Raw genomic sequence first — 14,726 nt, 5'->3', positions numbered from 1 at the left:
TCTCTGTTCTGCCTGCGCGAGGGAATCGATCCGCGGATGGGGCTGGAGCAGACGCATGTCTTCGCGTTTCCAAAGCGCCTGCATGCTGGCGAGCACTACGAGGTAGAGGGTTATGCCTTCAGTGTGGGGGGCATTTCATCGCAATGCATCCGGCCTGCTGGCCACCGACATCGAGGTCATTCCCTCGCGCAACCTGAGCGGGCACTACACCCTGCGTGTCGAGGATCGACACGGCTTGGTTGGTATCCGATTCGAGTCACTGATCGGGCCGGCGAATGTCCGCCGCAAGGCTGCACGCCATTTCGGCACGGTGGACTGCATGGCGAACGCGAAGGAACCCACCTTGTTCAGCGGAGTGCGGTTGATCGAACGAGGAGGCAACCCATGAAGCGGATAGTCATGTACCCGTTCTTACTGAAGCGGGGATTTGTCGCTGGACTGCTGCTGTTGGGCACCGGTGTCGAGGCGGTCGTCGTCCCAACCGGGCGTCACGAGTTCAGTTGCCACGATCCGGAAGGTCAGATCGTCATTGATCTGCAGACGGGCCGCATCGAGAAGACCTTCTGGGATAGCAAGCCCAGTGACGGCCAGGGCAGCGAGACCATCTCGACGGTACTCATCGGGTGCGAAGGACTCGCCAAGGGGCTCTCCTGCATTCGCGAAGGGCTGGATCCGCTGCGCGGCGAGGAGCAAACCCACGAGTTCCCCGTTTCCATGCGACTCCGGCCGGGGACATCTCACATCTATGACCAGGAGATCCGGGTGGCCCCTTTTCATCGGGGCGCCTCCGGCCGTTGGGCGACCGAGATCGCGGTGACGCCACCGCCCGAGTACGCCAACCCGTACACGCTCTACGTGGAGGACCGCCGGGGACTGGTGGCGATCCGATTCAAGTCGTTGGTTGCACTGGTGAATCACACGCGCCAAGTCGAACGGCGGTTCGACGATGTCATGTGCGACGCGGTCCCGGGCCAGCCGTTCATGGCGGCGGGCGTCAGATTGATGAAATGAGAGACGGTGACCAGTCGACGTGAGGACCACGCCATTGAAGACCGCGCTCGCGGCGTTGCCGAGCCTGTCGTCGGCGGCGAGCAGCGCGGCGCCGCTCGACGGGCTCTACATGTGCGGGAGGGATTCGACCCGCTGCGCGGCCAGGAGCAGGCGCACGTTTTCGCGGTGCCCAGGCAACTGCATGCCGAGTCGATCTACCGGGCCGAGCAATTCATCTTTCGGGTTGGCAAGTTCAGTCGGGCGCCGTCCGGCCGCCTGTCCGTCTGGATCGACGTGACGCCCGCGCGCGAACTCAGCGACCCTTAGACGATCCGCGTAGAGGATCGCCTCGGGTTGGTGGAGATTCGCTTCGAGACCTTGACCGCGCTGGTGAATCACGATCGGGCCACGGCGCGGCAGGTCTCGAAACTGTCGTGACGGGTCCCGCCCGGCAAGGAGGCCTTGTTCTCCGGCGTCCGGTTCATGAAGTAAGAGAGGGAGGATTCGAAATGACCACGGTTTCCAAGGGTTCGCGCCGCAACGCGCGGCGCCTCGTGGCGCTTTGCCTGTCGGCCTCGTTCGCGCTGCCCAGCCATGCGCAACAGGCAACCGACGACGACGACCTGCTGGATCTGCTGATGCCGGCCATCCTGGCGGCGATCAAGAAGAACCAGGCCGCGCCGCCGGTGTCGGAGAGCTACAGCTACGACGCGCTGGGTCGCATCGAGAAGGTGAGGTACTCCAACGGCTCGACGGTGACCTACACCTACGACGCGGCCGGCAACCGCAAGGCGGTGGTGCGCACGGCGCCGACGCCGGCGAACTGACAGCGGCCATCACACTGCGTGGGCGTCGCTACGACAGATACAAGCGCGACGACTTCGGCACGCTCGCCAGCAGGAACTCCATCTGGTCGGCCACGATGCGGCGGCCGCGCAGGATCATGTCCTCGTGCAGGCTGGGCACGTAGGGCAGGTAGAGCAGCGACATGTGCGCCTCTTCCGGCGTGCGGTTGCCCTTGCGGCCGTTGCAGGCGCGGCAGGCGGTGATGCAGTTCATCCACGTGTCCCGGCCGTTGCGCGACACCGGCTGGATGTGCTCCCGCGTCAGCAGGTCGGCGTGCAGCACGTGCCCGCAGTACGCGCAGACATGGCGGTCCCGCGCGAAGAGCTTGAAGTTGGAGAGCGCCGGCGCCTGGCGCCAGGCGCGGCTCGGGACCGCGCCGCGCACTGCCACGATCGGATGCAGCTCGATCCGTGACTGCAGGCCGGTCAGACGCTGGTACCCGCCGCGCAGGACGTGGAAGGGCGCGCCCAGCGTCCACGCGATCGCGTCGCTGGCGTACAGCACCGCTGCTTCTTTCGACGAGATCCAGGCCTGCGGTCGGCCCGAGATGTCCAGCTGCAGAACGTCCACGGTCGTTGACCTCCTGCGACAGAGAGTAATCCAGTCGGAGGGGGCAACTCAAGTGCCAGACGGGCACGGTGGTGCCGCCGAGACGTTATTTCAGCTGTTCGCCGAACTTAGGCGCCCTTTGGCCGAGGTTCAAGTCGGCGAATGACCCGGAAGCGCTGACCCGTTCGAGTCATGTCCCCGGTCGCACGCTCGTCACGGCTCAGGACGGCAATTGCCCCAGCGCCCGGAGCTCCGCGACGGCCACCAGCCCGCCCGCCGAGAGCGCATCGTCGGGCAGCCGCGCCTGTCCCAGCCGCGTCTCCGGCGCCAGCGCGTCCAGCCGCTCCCGCAGCGTGGGCGTGTCGTCGCTGTCGATCTGCACGACGCAGAGCTGCGCATCGCCTGGCGCACCGCTCCAGCCGACCAGGTCCGCGCCGTCCAGCGCGACGATCAGTTGCGCCGCCAGCGGCGGCAGCGAGGCGGGCGGCCCCGCGATCATGTGCACGACAACTTCGGAGCCGTCCCGCATCGCGAGCTTCACCGTCTGGTCCAGGCGCTCCCGCAGCGCCGCGGGCGAGAGTGGCTCGGGCGCGGGCACCTCTGACCGACCGATCAGCTGGCACAGCATCACGTCGAGTTCCTCGGCCTTGTCGAAGAAGCCGTTCGCACCCGCCGCCAGCACCGCCGCGCGGTAGGCGTCGGTCTGGTGCGACAGCACGTGCACCTGCCCCGCGTAGCCCTGCTTGCGCAGCGCCTTCAGCACCGCCAGGCCGGAACCGCCCTGGGCGAGCGACAGGTCCAGCAGCACGGCGTCCGGCCGCAGGTGGCCGATCAGCGTCAGGGCGGTGGCCTCGTCGGCGGCCTCGCCGACCACGCGCAGCCCGGGCACCGCGTCGAGCCGCTGCAGCAACTGGCGGCGGATGGTCAGCGAGTCCTCGACGAGGACGATGGTCATGGGAATCGCGGTCGCTTGCATCGTGATGTCGTGTCTCCCTCGTCGCACGTCTCGTTCGTGTTCATTCGTCCAGCGGATCGAGGTCGCCCCAGCTCGTGCGGCTGATCGCGCGCTTGACCTCGTCCATGAAGTGTCCCTGCGGGTTCGCCGGTGTGCGCGTGCCCGGCGCGGGCGTCGGCGCGGCCCCCTCGACGGCCGGGTCGCGGGTGGCGGTCGCGCGCTGCACGTGGCGGTTCAGCAGCTCGCGGTCGCGGCTCGTCAGCTGCGAGGCCGCGACGACGATCACCGGGATCGCCGCCGTGAGCGGATCGCGCTGCAGCGCCTCGACGACGCCGATGCCGTCGACCTCCGTCATCAGCAGGTCCAGCACGATGAGGTCGGGCACATGACGCCGCGCCAGCTCGATGCCTTCCTTGCCGCCGGTCGCGCGCAGCACCGAGAAGCCCGGCTGCGACAGGTGCGCGCTGAGCGACTGCAGGTCGCCGGGCGCGTCGCTGATCGCCAGCACCAGGAACTTGCGCGTGGCCGTCGGCTTGAAGCCGAGCATCTCCAGTTCCTTGCTCAGCGCCTTGCGCGACACCGGCTTGTGCAGCACCGCCGACGCGCCGAGCGACAGCGCCACCTCCTGCCCCGCGTCCACCGACACCACCACGACCGGGATGTGCGCCCAGCCCGGCAGGTTCTTCAGGCGCGACAGCAGCTCCCCAGCCGTCCAGCCCGCCCGGCAGGTTGACCTCCAGCGTGATCAGGTCGGGCCGCAGCTGCGGCGCCAGCTCCAACGCCGCTTCCGCGGAGGCCACGTGGCGCACGCGGAAGCCCGCCGCGTTCAGCTGCGTCTGCATCAGCGCCGCGGCCGGTTGGTTGTGCTCGATGACCAGCGCCAGCGGGCTCGTGCCGGGTTCTTCCGGCAGGATGACGTCGGGCACGACCGGATCGCGCCATGGCAGCCAGCAGGTGAAGCAGCTGCCCTGGTCCGGCGCGCTGCTCACCGCCACCGCGCCGCCGTGCAACTGCACCAGGCGCGCCACCGTCGCCAGTCCGAGGCCGGTGCCTTCGACCTTGTGCGTCAGCACGTTGCGGACCTGGTTGAAGGGCTGGAACAGCTTGTCCAGCCCCTCGGGCGGAATGCCGATGCCGTTGTCGGTGACGCTGATCTGGATGAACTCGCCGAACTCGTTGTCCGGCAGCTCGGAGCGCCGCCCGTCCGGGAAGCCCGGCAGCGCCTCGCGCGCGCGCAGCCGCGTCACGCGACGCGCCTCGAGCCGGATGTTGCCGCCCTTGGGCGTGAACTTCGCGGCGTTGGAAAGCAGGTTGTAGATGATCTGCCGCAGACGGCGACGGTCGACACACAGCCGCTGGCCGCCGCCGACGCCGAAGAAGTCCATCTGGATGCGGTTCAGCCGCGCGCGCTCCTGGACGATCGCCAGCGCGTCGCGCAGCAGCTCGTCGAGGTCCACCGGCTCGATGTCGAGGTCGACCCGGCCGGCCTCGATCTTGGCCATGTCCAGCAGGTCGTTGACCAGCGACAGCAGATGCTGCCCCGCGTTGTGGATGTGGTTGCAGAACTCGGACTGCCGGTCGCTGACCGGACCGGCCGCGCCGTCGCGCATCAGCTGGGCGAAGCCGATCACCGCGTTCAGCGGCGTGCGCAGCTCGTGCGACATCGTCGACAGGAAGGCGGTCTTGGCGCTGCTGGCGCGGCTGAGCTCGGCATTGAGCTGCTCCAGCGCGTCGTTGCGCTGCTGCAGCACGGCCAGCAGCTCCGCGCGGCTGTCGGCCAGGTCGCGCGCGGCGCGCGCCTCGGCGGCCTCCAACGCGTTGCTGTGCAGCTCGGCGTGGACGCGGCGGGCCTCGTCCTCGAACTGCTTGCGTCGCAGCTGCGCGCGCAGCCGGGCCTTGAGCAGCTCGACCTCGCCGTTGGCCTTGACGACGTAATCGTCGGCGCCGGCCTCCAGGCCGGCCAGCATCGACGCGCGCCCTTCGAAGGCCGTCAGCAGGACGACCGGGATGTCGCGCAGGGCCGGCGCGGACTTGATGCGGCGGCAGGTCTCCAGCCCGCCAATGCCCGGCATCTGCACGTCGAGCAGCACCGCGTCCACCGGCTGCACGGCGAGCAGCTCCAGCGCCAGCTCGCCGGTGCCGGCGGCGATCACGTCGTAGCCGTCGTCGCGGAGCGTCGCACCGAGTTCCGCCAGCACGTTCGCGCTGTCGTCGACCAGCAGCAGGCGCTTGGGGCCGAGCAGGCTCGCGCCCTGCTCGGGCAGGCTGGACTTGGCACTGCGCAGCATCGCGGCGACGCGCGCCAGGATCAGGTCGACGTCGTCCTGCTTGCGCGCGAACGCATCGGCGCCGGCTTCCAGCGCGCGCAGTTCCGCCTCCGGGCCTTCGTCCGCCGTCAGCAGCAGGCAGGGCGTGTGGCGCAGCGCCGGGTCCAGGCGCAGCCGGCGGATCACCGCGGCGCCGTCGATGCCCGGCATGTGCTGGTCCACGATCACCGCATTGGGCCGCAGCGCCGCGGCCTGGCGCAGGCCTTCCTCGCCGTGCGCCGCCATGTGGATGTCGTAGCCGTGCGGCTCCAGGGCCTCGCCCAGTGCCTCGCGGAAGGTCTCGCTGTCGTCGATCAGCAGCACGGAGGCGACATGCGGCTCCGGCGTCGCCACGCGTGCCTGCCGCTGGCGCACCAGCTCGCGGGCGCGGTCGACGACGTAGGTGCGGTCGTAGGGTTTGCCGACGTACTCGTCCGCGCCGTGCGCGATGCCGCGCAGCCGGTCGCCGGCCTGCGAGGCGTTGGACAGGATCAGCACGATGCAGTCGGCGCCGCCCTGCGGCGTGGCGCGCAGTTCGGCCAGCCAGCTGCCGCCGTCGCCGTCGGGCAGCTGGTTGTCCAGCAGGACCAGCGCGGGCATGCCGTCGGCCAGGGCGGCCCGGGCCTGCGCCAGCGTCGCGCATTCGACGCAGTCGAAGCCGGCGTCCTCGAGCGCCTCCCGCAGGTCCATGCGGACCGTCAGGCTGTCCTCGACGATGAGGGTTTCTTGTTCATGTGCGGGCCCCTCCCCAGGCCATGCCGCTCAAGCCCAACAGGGCGGGGCCGATGTCGGTCAACGGCAGCACGCGCTCGGCGGCGCCCAGCTGGGCGGCTTCCCGCGGCATGCCGTAGACCATCGAACTGGCTTCATCCTGCGCCAGCGTCGAGCCGCCCGCGCGCCGGATCGCGAGCAGGCCCTGCGCCCCCGTCGCGCCCCATGCCGGTCAGCAGCGCCGCCGCGACGCCCGGGCCGATCTCCGCGGCCAGTGATTCGAAGAGCTCGTCCACCGACGGCCGGCACGAGTGCCGCGGCGGTGCGTGACTGAGCTCGATCTGTCCTCCGCGCACGACCATGTGCACGTCCGGTGGCGCCAGCACGACCTGGCCGGCCAGGTCGTGCAGGCGTTCGCCGCCGTGGGCGTAGCGCACGCGGTGCGGCGTCTGCGCGTCCAGCCATTCGGCGAAGCCGCGGCTGAAGACGGCGTTGATGTGCATCACGATCAGCAGCGGCAACGGCGCCGGCGCGGGCAGCGCCTGCAGCACCTTCATCAGCGCGCCCGGTCCGCCCGTGGACGCGCCCAGGGCCAGCACCGCACGGCGCGGCGTCGGCGGGAGCGCGGACAGCCCCGCGGCGGGACGGCCGCCGATGCGTGCCCGCACATGCGTGATGACGCGGATCCGCGCCACCAGCCGCAGCAGCGTCACGTAGCGCTCCTCCATTCGCCCTCGGGCTGGCCGGCGCTGGGCTTCTCCAGCACCTCGACAGCGCCGGCGGCCAGCGCCTCGTAGGTGCGCAGCAGCTCGCCGCGGTTGGTCGACGACGAGACGATCAGGATCGGCGTCGGGCAGTGGGCCATGATGGCCTCGGTCGCCGCCTGGCCGTCCATGCCGGGCAGCATCATGTCCATCGAGACGACGTCCGGCCGCAGCTGCTGGCACAGCGCCACGGCCCGCGCGCCGTCGTGGGCTTCGCCGACGACCTCGATGTCGCGCTGCGCGGCCAGGACCTCGCGGATGTGGGCCAGCACGGTGATCGAGTCCTCGACCACCAGCACGCGCAGCGTCTTCGTCGACGGCGGCGCACTGCCGCCCAGGCCGCCGATGCCGCCGACACCGCCGGCCGCGCCCGATGCGCCCGATGCCCCGGAACCGCTGCTCATGCCGAGGCTCCCTGCAGCGGCACGCCGCCCGCGCCGGCCTCGGCCGAGCGCGCGACCAGCCCCGCGACCTGCGCCAGGAACTCGTTCTGCGCGAACTCGCCCTTGACGATGTAGCCGTCCGCGCCGACCGCCTTGCCGCGCGCGAGGTCCTCCGGCGCATTGCGCGAGGTCACCAGCACCGCCGGGATGTCGCGCAGCGCCGCGTCGGCGCGGATGCGCGTCATGAATTCGAATCCGTCCATGCCCGGCATCTCCACGTCGCACAGGATCAGCGCATAACGCTCGCGCTTCGCGGCTTCCAGGCCGTCCTCGGCGGAGGCGGCCATGTGCACGCGATAACCGGCGGCTTCGAGGATGCTCTGTTCCAGCATGCGCGTCGTCAGCGAGTCGTCGATGACCAGGATCGTGCCGGTGCGCGGTGGCGCCGCGACGGGCCGGGGGCGCGCCTGACGCGCCGCGGCGATGAGGCCCTCGGGCGCCAGCACCGGCACCGGCTGCTGGGCCGCGTCCAGCGCCAGGCCGGAGATCAGCGGCGAGGCCGGCAGCAGCGCCGGCGGCGGTCGCAGCACGACGCTGGTGACGCCGTCCAGCGAATCCACGCCCAGCACCGCGCGTTGCCCGCCGGCGCGCAGCACCAGCGCGGAACGCGGCGGGGGGGCCGCGACGCCGGGGCGCAGCGCCTCGGCCAGTGACAGGTGGGGCAGCAGCTCGTCGCCCACGGCCACGTGCGAGCCGGTCAGTACCGGGCGCTGCAGCACGCATTCGACCGCCTCCAGCGGCACCCAGGCCGACACGCTGCCGGCGCACAGGCGGATCGCGCGCAGCGCGGCCAGTTGCAACGGCACGCAGAGCTCGACCGTCGTGCCTTCGCCGCGGCGGCTGTGCAGCGTCAGGCGGCCGCCGAGCCGGTCGGCCGTGTCGCGGACCACGTCCATGCCGACGCCGCGGCCGGCCAGCGCGTCCACGCGCCGCGCGGTGCTGAGGCCGCCGCGCAGCAGGCGGTCGATGAGCGCCGCGTCGTCGAGATGGGCCGCGCCGGGAACGCCCTTGTCGACGGCGGTGCGCCGCACGGCGTCCAGGTCCAGGCCGGCGCCGTCGTCCGAGCAGCAGAACAGCACGTCGCGACCGCGGCGCTCGATGCGCAACTCGATGCGACCTTGCGGCGGCTTGCCGGCGGCGACGCGCTCAGCCGGCGATTCGATGCCGTGCGCCACGGCGTTGCGCACCATCTGCACCAGCGCGGCGGAGATGGCGTTCAGCAGCGCGGCTTCGAGCTTCACATCGCCGCCGTGGCCGGTCAGGCGCGCCTGCTTGTCCTGGGAGCGCGCGGCGTCGCGCGTCGCACGCTGCAAGGGCGCGAACAGCTGTGACGCCGGCAGCAGACGCAGCTGCTCGGCGCTGTCGCGCAAGGCGACGAGCTCGCGCGCGAGCTGGCGCGCACCGCGTTCGATCTGGTCCTCGATGCGCGCCAGCGGGCCGGCCAGCATCTCCTGCTGGCCTTGCAGGGCGCCGCGCAGTTCGCGCAGCAGCATGCCGGCGCGCTCCAGCGGCGCGAGGTGGCCCTGCGTGCGCGCGATGTCGGCGAGCAAGCCGTCGAGTTCCTCGGGCATCAGCTGGGGGATCGTCAGCAACGCGCCGACGGGGTCGTCCACAGGATCGTCGACGCGACCATCGACGCGTTCGAGCGCTGGTGCCGCCGGGACCGGCCCGGCGGACATCTCGACCTTCGAGGAAGATGCCGCGGCGACCTTGCCCGTCGCGCCCGTACCCGCACCCGCCGCGGGCGCGTCGAGCGCCGTGATCGATTCCTCTGCGGCGTCGATCAGCGCCAGCAGCGCGTCGAGCTCGGCGCGGCCCGGCGCGTCGCCGCTGTCGCGCAGCGGCGTCAGCAGGTCCTCGATCGCATGCGCCTGCGCGGCGATCGCGGGCAGACGCACGACGCTCGCGGCGCCCTTGAGCGTGTGGGCCAGCCGCAGCAGCCGCGGGGGCAGGTCGTGCGCGGGGGCCTGCTCCGCGGCGAGGACGGCCTCGCCCATCTGCCGCAGCAGATCACGGGCTTCGACGCGGAAGAAGCGGTAGGGGTCCTTGGCCACGGCGATCGGTGTCTCGGGTTGACGGGGGAGTTGAAGGCTTTGCCGCCGGGTCAGGTCGGTTGCGACTGCACCAGGCGCAGCAGGTCGCGCGACATCTCCGCCAGCTCGGTGGCGGTCTGCGAGGTCTGGCCGGAACTGGCCTCGGTCTCGCGCGAGGCCTGCGCGGTGTTGGACAGCGCGACGTTGAGCTGCTCGACGGCGGTGGCCTGCTGCTTGGTGGAGAGTTCGATCTCGCGGGCCGCGTCCGTCGTCGTGACGACCTGGCCGGCGATCTTGGCGAAGCTGGCGGCGACGTCGTCGAACTGGCGCGCGCCCGCGTCGACCGCCTTCGAGCCGGTCTCGGTCGCCATCACGGTGGTGTTGACCGCGCCGCGCACGTCGTCGATCTGGAGGCGGATCTCCTTGGTCGACGCGGTCATGCGGTCGGCGAGCTTGCGGATCTCGTCCGCCACGACGCTGAAGCGCCGGCCGGCGTCGCCGGCCACGGTGGCCTCGATGGTCGCGTTGATCGCCAGGATGTTGGTCTGCTCGGCCAGTTCGCCCACCAGGTCCAGCACGACGCCGATCTGCTGCGACTTGCGGCCCAGGTCCAGCATGTGGTCGACGACGAGGTCGATCTGCCGCCGCATCGCGGCGATGCTCTCGCGCGCCGACTGCAGCGTGCCGTCGCCGCCGCGCGCCAGGCCGGCCGTCTGCTCGGCGATGACGACGACGCGCTGCGCGCTGTCGGCGATCTGGCGCGAGGTCGCCAGCAGTTCGGAGATGGTGGTCGAGATCTCGGTCATCGAGGTCGCCGTCTCGCGCGCGCCGGCGGCCTGCTGGTTCGCGGCGGCCTGCAGCTCCGCCGACGAGCGCTGCACGTGCTTCACCGCCGTGCCGACCTGCCCGCTCAACGCGCGGCTCAGCGTCAGCGCCGCGATCAGGACCAGCAGCGCGCCCGCCACCGTGCCCCAGACGATCGCCGCGCGCACCGTGGTGGCGGTGGACTCGACCTCCTTCGCGCGTTCGCGCAGCACGTCGTTCTCTTCCTCTTCCATCTGGCCGACGACCGCGCGCAGCTCGTCCATGCGGCGCTTGCCTTCACCCAGGGACACCGTCTTCAAGGCGGTGTCCAGGCCGCCGGTGCGGCGGGTCTCGATGCGGTCCTTGTGCAGCTGCATCAGCCCGTCGATCATCGTGACCGCCTGGTTGAACCTGGCCTGCTGCGCGGGGCTGTCGCGGAGCATCGGCTTGAGTTCCGCCAGCACCCGGGGCACGTTGGCGAGGGCGCTGCGATAGGGCTCGAGGTAGGGCTCCTCGCCGGTCAGCAGGTAGCCGCGCTGCGCGGTCTCCGCGTCCTTCATCAGGCTCATCACCGTGCCGATGTGACCCACCGCCGTATGCGTGCGGGCCACCTGGTAGCTGGTCTGCGTCATGACGTCGACGCCGCGGTAGGACAGGATCCCGATGAGCAGCAGCAGCGCGAAGGACAGCGCAAAGCCCACCGACAGCTTTCTTCCGAAGGTCCACATGGCACGGGTCTCCCTGTCATCGGCCGGCGGCGCCGGCGCTTGTTGTCGTCGTGAAGGTCGTCGCGGAGGTCGGCGCGCCGCTGTCGGCGTTGGCCGTGACGGCGGCGATCAGGCCGTCCAGCTCGATCAGCGGACGCAGCGCGCCGCCGCAGCGCACGGCCCAGCCGGTGCCGGCGGCGTCGCTCTGCTGCAGCCGGTCGCCGGCGGCGAGCCGCCACTGGCCGTCGAAGCCCTCGAAGGCGAGCGCCAGCGGCGCGCCGCGCGCGATCGCCCACCAGCGCACGGCGCCCGCGGGGCCGCGGCCGATCAGCGCCTGCAGGTCGTACAGCGGCAAGACCTGACCCTGATGGCCGGCGAGTCCGAGCAGCCCGGGGGCGGCGGCGGGATACGGGGCGGCGGGCATGGCGGGCGTCAGTCCGGCCAGGTCGGCCAAGTTCAGGGCGAACGGGTCGCCGGCAATCCGTATGCCCAGCACGTCGAGGACCGCCTCCTCGTCGGCGTGGCGGCGGGGCTCGCCGAACGAGCGGTCGAAGGACTCGCGCCATTCGGCGAGCAGTTCGCGGGACGCTTGCGTCATGCGCGGGTCTCCTGCATCTCGTCGCGGCACAGGCGCCGCAGGTCGTCGCGGTCGAAACCGCCGCCGAAGCGGCGCAGCCGCTCGGGCGATTCGTGGTCGAGCAGTTCCAGCGCGCGGCGCAACTCGCGACCGGCGGCGACGATCTCGCCCCGCCGGCGCGCGAGCAGGCCCAGCCGCAGATGCGGCAGCGCGAAGGCGGCGTCCTTGGCGGCGGCGCGCTGGTGATGCCATTCGGCGGCGGGCAACTGGCCGCGCTCCTCCATGGCCAATCCTTGCAGGAACAGGCCTTCGGCCTGCAGCGTCGCCGGTGTTCCGGGATGAGCAGGCGCGCGCAGGCGCGCAGGCCGTCCTCTACCTGGCCGGCTTCGATCAGCTGCAGCGCCTCGTCGAGCAGGGTCTGGTCGGCGTCCCCGTCCGGGGGCGGGACGTCCCGGGACGAGACCGTGACGACGGCAGCGGTCTGTCCCTGCGTGTCCGTCACCGGCGTGGCGGCGGGGCCCGGCGTCGTGGCCGGCCACGCGAAGGGCCAGGACGGCGTCGTCTCGGGCGCCTCGCGCCGGTAGAAGAAGCACCCATGCGCCTGCCTCAGCACGAGGCCGGCCTCCTGCGCCTCGTCCTTGCCGCGCAGCGTCTCGGCGTGGCCCAGGAAGAGCACACCGCCCGGTGCCAGCGCGCCGGTCAGATTGCGGATCGCCTGGCGCAGCGCGGTGGGCTCGAAGTACATCAGCACGTTGCGGCAGAAAACGATGTCGAAGCTGCCGGGGGCCCAGAACATCGCGTCCGGCTGACCGAGGTGACGCTGTGCGAAGCGCACGCGCTCGCGGATCGCCGGCAGCGGCGTCCACAGGCCCGGATCGACGCCACGGAACCAGAGGTCGCGCTGTTCCTGCGGCGTCGCGCGCAGGCTCCACTCGCCGTAGCGGGCCGCCGTGGCGCGGGCCAGCGCGGCCGGGTTCAGGTCCACCGCGAGCACGTCCCAGTCCACGCCCTGTGCCTGCAGGCCGGCGCGGTGGAGGGTGATCGCGAGGGTGTAGGCTTCCTCGCCGCTGGCGCAGCCGGCGGACAACGCGCGAAGTCGCCGGGCGGGCGCGCCGCTGTCCGAGGCGCCCGACGCGCCCCGCACCAGCAGGGGCAGCAGGTCGCACCGCAGCGCGTCGAATTGTTCGGGGTGACGGAAGAAGAAGGTTTCGCCGACGGTCAGTTCCGCCGCCAGCGCGTCGAGCCGGGCGCGCGTCGGCGCCAGCTCCATCTGGTCGAGGAAGCGTTCCGGCTGACCGGCCCCGCGACGCGCGTGAGCGCCGCGGTGAGCCGGTCATCCTGTCGTTCGTCGAAATGCAGGCCCAGTCGGGCGGCGAGCAACACGCGCAGCCGCGACAGCAGCGGAGGAGGATCGAGGGCGGCCGGCGCGGCGCGCGTCATGAACCGGCCTCCGCTCGAGCCGGGGGCGTGCCGTCGTCCGACGGTCCGTCGATGTCGTGGAGCGCCGACAGCGCCTCTTCCGGCAGCAGTCTCGCCTGGTCGAGGACGGCGATCAGATCGTTGTCGCGCTCCGCCAGCGCGGCGATGGCGCCATGCGCGCGATCGCGCAGCAGCGGGGGTAGGGCGCGGATCTCGTCGGCCGGCAGGGCCTGCAGGCCGAGCACCTCGGTCACCGCGAGCGCGGTCCGGTGCCCGCCGGCCTGCACGATCACGTAGCGACGCGGCGGCGCCGGCTCAAGGCCGAGCAGCCCGGCCAGGTCGACGACCGGCAGCCAGTCGCCGCGGATGCGCGCCAGGCCCTGGACATGGACCACCGGCGACGCCAGTGGCCGCAGCGGCTGCGGCCGCAGGGTCTCCTCGACGGCGTCCAGCGGCAGGCCGCACAGCCGGGATTGCACCCGGCACACCAGAACCCGGAACACGCCATTCGATGGCTGGTGCATTCTTGTGGCTCCCTGTTTGCGCCAGTCTATGCCGGCGCTTGGCGGGCGCGTGTCGTCGAAGGTCACTTCGACTCCCACGCCCCGCAGGTGAGCCAGCGTCGCAGAGAAGTCGGACGTGCGGGGTCGGGTAAACCCTCGGCATGGCTTCGTCATCGCGGCCGCATCGTCGTGATGCGGTCATGCCGGGCTGCTGAACTCGGACGAGCCGCCTGTTTTTTTAGGCCGGCATCACTAAAAAAGGGTGGTCAAGGATTGCGTTTCCGGCCCGGAACTGCTCAAAATAGAACGATCGTTCGTTTTATTATTCCGGGCACCGTGTCCACCTCCTCCTTCACCTCCGCCAAGCCTGTCGCCGCCAAGCCGCTCGCCTCGTCGCGCAGCGGCTCGCGCTCGCTGCAGAAGGGCGCGCAGACCCGTGCCGCGATCCTCGACGCGGCGTTGGGCCTGGCCTCGCACATGGGGCTGGAGGGGCTGTCCATCGGCGCGCTCGCCGATGTGACGAAGATGAGCAAGTCCGGCGTCTTCGCCCATTTCGGCTCGCGCGAGGAACTGCAGATCGCCGTGGTGCGCGAGTACCACGCCAAGTTCGAAGAGGAAGTCTTCTACACCGCGATCCGCCAGCCGCGCGGCCTGCCGCGCCTGCGCGCGCTGTTCGAGCGCTGGGTGCACCGCACCTCGGTCGAAGTCGACTCGGGCTGCATCTACATCAGCGGCGCCGTCGAATTCGACGACCGGCCGGGCCTGGTGCGCGACGCGCTGGTGGGCATGGTGCGCGACTGGCACGCCGCGATCCGCAAGGCCATCCTGCTGGCGCAGGAGGTCGGTCACCTCGTGCCGGACGCCGATCCGGACCAGATCCTCTTCGAGATGCACGGCCTGATCCTGTCGCTGCATCACGATGCGCGTTTCCTGCGCAGCGAAGGCGCGCTGGCGCGGGCCCGCACGGGCCTGGAGCGCATCCTCGGCAGCTTCGCCACGCCGGCCGGCCGCAAGGCCGATGCCGAGACGCGGCAGACACCTCCTCACTCCGCCGCCGCCGGCGCGACCGTGGCCGCGGCCTCGGGACGCAAGCGCGCCTGAGCGGGGCGAGTCCCTTTC

17 protein-coding genes and 2 pseudogenes are annotated in these 14,726 nt (G+C 71.4%); 5 read left to right on the top strand and 14 right to left on the bottom strand.

The window, feature by feature from the left end:
• Window positions 1-112 precede the first annotated feature (112 nt).
• From ACFJIX_RS01495 to ACFJIX_RS01480, 4 genes are all read left to right on the top strand, one after another.
• Window positions 113-388 carry a hypothetical protein gene (locus ACFJIX_RS01495; protein WP_377157202.1) on the top strand — a complete coding sequence of 92 codons (276 nt, stop codon included), beginning with the start codon at window positions 113-115 and terminating at the stop codon, window positions 386-388.
• The gene (locus ACFJIX_RS01490; protein WP_377157200.1) at window positions 385-1,011 is read left to right on the top strand and encodes a hypothetical protein; all 627 of its coding nucleotides are present in this window, start codon (window positions 385-387) and stop codon (window positions 1,009-1,011) included. The genes ACFJIX_RS01495 and ACFJIX_RS01490 overlap by 4 nt, the downstream gene beginning before the upstream one ends.
• A gap of 6 nt (window positions 1,012-1,017) precedes the next feature.
• Window positions 1,018-1,317 (top strand): hypothetical protein, encoded by a 300-nt coding sequence (locus ACFJIX_RS01485; protein WP_377157199.1) that lies wholly within the window; start codon window positions 1,018-1,020, stop codon window positions 1,315-1,317.
• 182 nt (window positions 1,318-1,499) lie between these two features.
• Window positions 1,500-1,817: an RHS repeat domain-containing protein gene (locus ACFJIX_RS01480; RefSeq protein WP_377157198.1), complete on the top strand. Its 318-nt coding sequence runs from the start codon at window positions 1,500-1,502 to the stop codon at window positions 1,815-1,817.
• 28 nt (window positions 1,818-1,845) lie between these two features.
• Here the strand turns inward: ACFJIX_RS01480 and ACFJIX_RS01475 are convergent, their stop codons facing one another.
• From ACFJIX_RS01475 to ACFJIX_RS01410, 14 genes and pseudogenes are all read right to left on the bottom strand, one after another.
• The gene (locus tag ACFJIX_RS01475; RefSeq protein WP_377157196.1) at window positions 1,846-2,406 is read right to left on the bottom strand and encodes an HNH endonuclease; all 561 of its coding nucleotides are present in this window, start codon (window positions 2,404-2,406) and stop codon (window positions 1,846-1,848) included.
• A 199-nt stretch (window positions 2,407-2,605) separates the two neighbouring features.
• Window positions 2,606-3,340 (bottom strand): response regulator transcription factor, encoded by a 735-nt coding sequence (locus ACFJIX_RS01470; protein WP_377157195.1) that lies wholly within the window; start codon window positions 3,338-3,340, stop codon window positions 2,606-2,608.
• Between the two features lie 61 nt (window positions 3,341-3,401).
• Entirely contained in the window at window positions 3,402-3,887 is a 486-nt protein-coding gene (locus ACFJIX_RS01465) for a two-component system response regulator (protein ID WP_377161543.1), read from the bottom strand.
• Window positions 3,888-4,290: 403 nt separating this feature from the next.
• Window positions 4,291-6,363 (bottom strand): annotated as a pseudogene (locus ACFJIX_RS01460) (response regulator); the annotation flags it as partial.
• Window positions 6,364-6,376: 13 nt separating this feature from the next.
• On the bottom strand, window positions 6,377-6,526 hold the full coding sequence (locus ACFJIX_RS01455; RefSeq protein ID WP_377161541.1) for a chemotaxis protein CheB: 150 nt from the start codon (window positions 6,524-6,526) through the stop codon (window positions 6,377-6,379).
• The gene (locus ACFJIX_RS01450) at window positions 6,513-7,085 is read right to left on the bottom strand and encodes a CheB methylesterase domain-containing protein (RefSeq protein ID WP_377157193.1); all 573 of its coding nucleotides are present in this window, start codon (window positions 7,083-7,085) and stop codon (window positions 6,513-6,515) included. The genes ACFJIX_RS01455 and ACFJIX_RS01450 overlap by 14 nt, the downstream gene beginning before the upstream one ends.
• Window positions 7,067-7,525: a response regulator gene (locus ACFJIX_RS01445; protein ID WP_377157191.1), complete on the bottom strand. Its 459-nt coding sequence runs from the start codon at window positions 7,523-7,525 to the stop codon at window positions 7,067-7,069. The genes ACFJIX_RS01450 and ACFJIX_RS01445 overlap by 19 nt, the downstream gene beginning before the upstream one ends.
• Window positions 7,522-9,618, bottom strand: coding sequence for a response regulator (locus ACFJIX_RS01440; protein WP_377157189.1), 2,097 nt, complete (start codon window positions 9,616-9,618; stop codon window positions 7,522-7,524). The genes ACFJIX_RS01445 and ACFJIX_RS01440 overlap by 4 nt, the downstream gene beginning before the upstream one ends.
• Before the next feature lie 50 nt (window positions 9,619-9,668).
• The gene (locus ACFJIX_RS01435; RefSeq protein WP_377157187.1) at window positions 9,669-11,129 is read right to left on the bottom strand and encodes a CHASE3 domain-containing protein; all 1,461 of its coding nucleotides are present in this window, start codon (window positions 11,127-11,129) and stop codon (window positions 9,669-9,671) included.
• Between the two features lie 16 nt (window positions 11,130-11,145).
• Entirely contained in the window at window positions 11,146-11,706 is a 561-nt protein-coding gene (locus ACFJIX_RS01430; RefSeq protein ID WP_377157185.1) for a chemotaxis protein CheW, read from the bottom strand.
• Window positions 11,703-11,969, bottom strand: coding sequence for a hypothetical protein (locus ACFJIX_RS01425; RefSeq protein WP_377157182.1), 267 nt, complete (start codon window positions 11,967-11,969; stop codon window positions 11,703-11,705). The genes ACFJIX_RS01430 and ACFJIX_RS01425 overlap by 4 nt, the downstream gene beginning before the upstream one ends.
• 356 nt (window positions 11,970-12,325) lie before the next feature.
• Window positions 12,326-12,955 (bottom strand): annotated as a pseudogene (locus ACFJIX_RS01420) (CheR family methyltransferase); the annotation flags it as partial.
• Window positions 12,904-13,125 (bottom strand): hypothetical protein, encoded by a 222-nt coding sequence (locus tag ACFJIX_RS01415; RefSeq protein WP_377157181.1) that lies wholly within the window; start codon window positions 13,123-13,125, stop codon window positions 12,904-12,906. The gene ACFJIX_RS01415 and the pseudogene ACFJIX_RS01420, both read right to left, overlap by 52 nt.
• The gene (locus ACFJIX_RS01410) at window positions 13,122-13,628 is read right to left on the bottom strand and encodes a chemotaxis protein CheW (RefSeq protein ID WP_377157179.1); all 507 of its coding nucleotides are present in this window, start codon (window positions 13,626-13,628) and stop codon (window positions 13,122-13,124) included. The genes ACFJIX_RS01415 and ACFJIX_RS01410 overlap by 4 nt, the downstream gene beginning before the upstream one ends.
• Window positions 13,629-13,943: 315 nt before the next feature.
• Between ACFJIX_RS01410 and ACFJIX_RS01405 the strand changes: the two genes are divergently transcribed.
• Window positions 13,944-14,708, top strand: coding sequence for a TetR/AcrR family transcriptional regulator (locus ACFJIX_RS01405; protein ID WP_377157177.1), 765 nt, complete (start codon window positions 13,944-13,946; stop codon window positions 14,706-14,708).
• The last annotated feature ends 18 nt before the right edge of the window (window positions 14,709-14,726 follow it).

Source organism: Roseateles sp. UC29_93, from assembly GCF_042695725.1.
GTDB lineage: Bacteria > Pseudomonadota > Gammaproteobacteria > Burkholderiales > Burkholderiaceae_C > Roseateles > Roseateles noduli_A.
Note: the sequence above shows the minus strand (reverse complement) of the source record. Positions and strands in the feature narration are given on the sequence as shown.

Bases quoted from the DNA above. Each gene is read 5' to 3' on its own strand.
- ACFJIX_RS01495 (WP_377157202.1), top strand. From the start codon at position 113: ATGCCTTCAGTGTGGGGGGCATTTCATCGCAATGCATCCGGCCTGCTG.
- ACFJIX_RS01490 (WP_377157200.1), top strand. From the start codon at position 385: ATGAAGCGGATAGTCATGTACCCGTTCTTACTGAAGCGGGGATTTGTC.
- ACFJIX_RS01480 (WP_377157198.1), top strand. From the start codon at position 1,500: ATGACCACGGTTTCCAAGGGTTCGCGCCGCAACGCGCGGCGCCTCGTG.
- ACFJIX_RS01470 (WP_377157195.1), bottom strand. From the start codon at position 3,340: ATGACCATCGTCCTCGTCGAGGACTCGCTGACCATCCGCCGCCAGTTG.
- ACFJIX_RS01465 (WP_377161543.1), bottom strand. From the start codon at position 3,887: ATGCTCGGCTTCAAGCCGACGGCCACGCGCAAGTTCCTGGTGCTGGCG.
- ACFJIX_RS01450 (WP_377157193.1), bottom strand. From the start codon at position 7,085: ATGGAGGAGCGCTACGTGACGCTGCTGCGGCTGGTGGCGCGGATCCGC.
- ACFJIX_RS01445 (WP_377157191.1), bottom strand. From the start codon at position 7,525: ATGAGCAGCGGTTCCGGGGCATCGGGCGCATCGGGCGCGGCCGGCGGT.
- ACFJIX_RS01435 (WP_377157187.1), bottom strand. From the start codon at position 11,129: ATGTGGACCTTCGGAAGAAAGCTGTCGGTGGGCTTTGCGCTGTCCTTC.
- ACFJIX_RS01430 (WP_377157185.1), bottom strand. From the start codon at position 11,706: ATGACGCAAGCGTCCCGCGAACTGCTCGCCGAATGGCGCGAGTCCTTC.
- ACFJIX_RS01425 (WP_377157182.1), bottom strand. From the start codon at position 11,969: ATGGAGGAGCGCGGCCAGTTGCCCGCCGCCGAATGGCATCACCAGCGC.
- ACFJIX_RS01415 (WP_377157181.1), bottom strand. From the start codon at position 13,125: ATGACGCGCGCCGCGCCGGCCGCCCTCGATCCTCCTCCGCTGCTGTCG.
- ACFJIX_RS01410 (WP_377157179.1), bottom strand. From the start codon at position 13,628: ATGCACCAGCCATCGAATGGCGTGTTCCGGGTTCTGGTGTGCCGGGTG.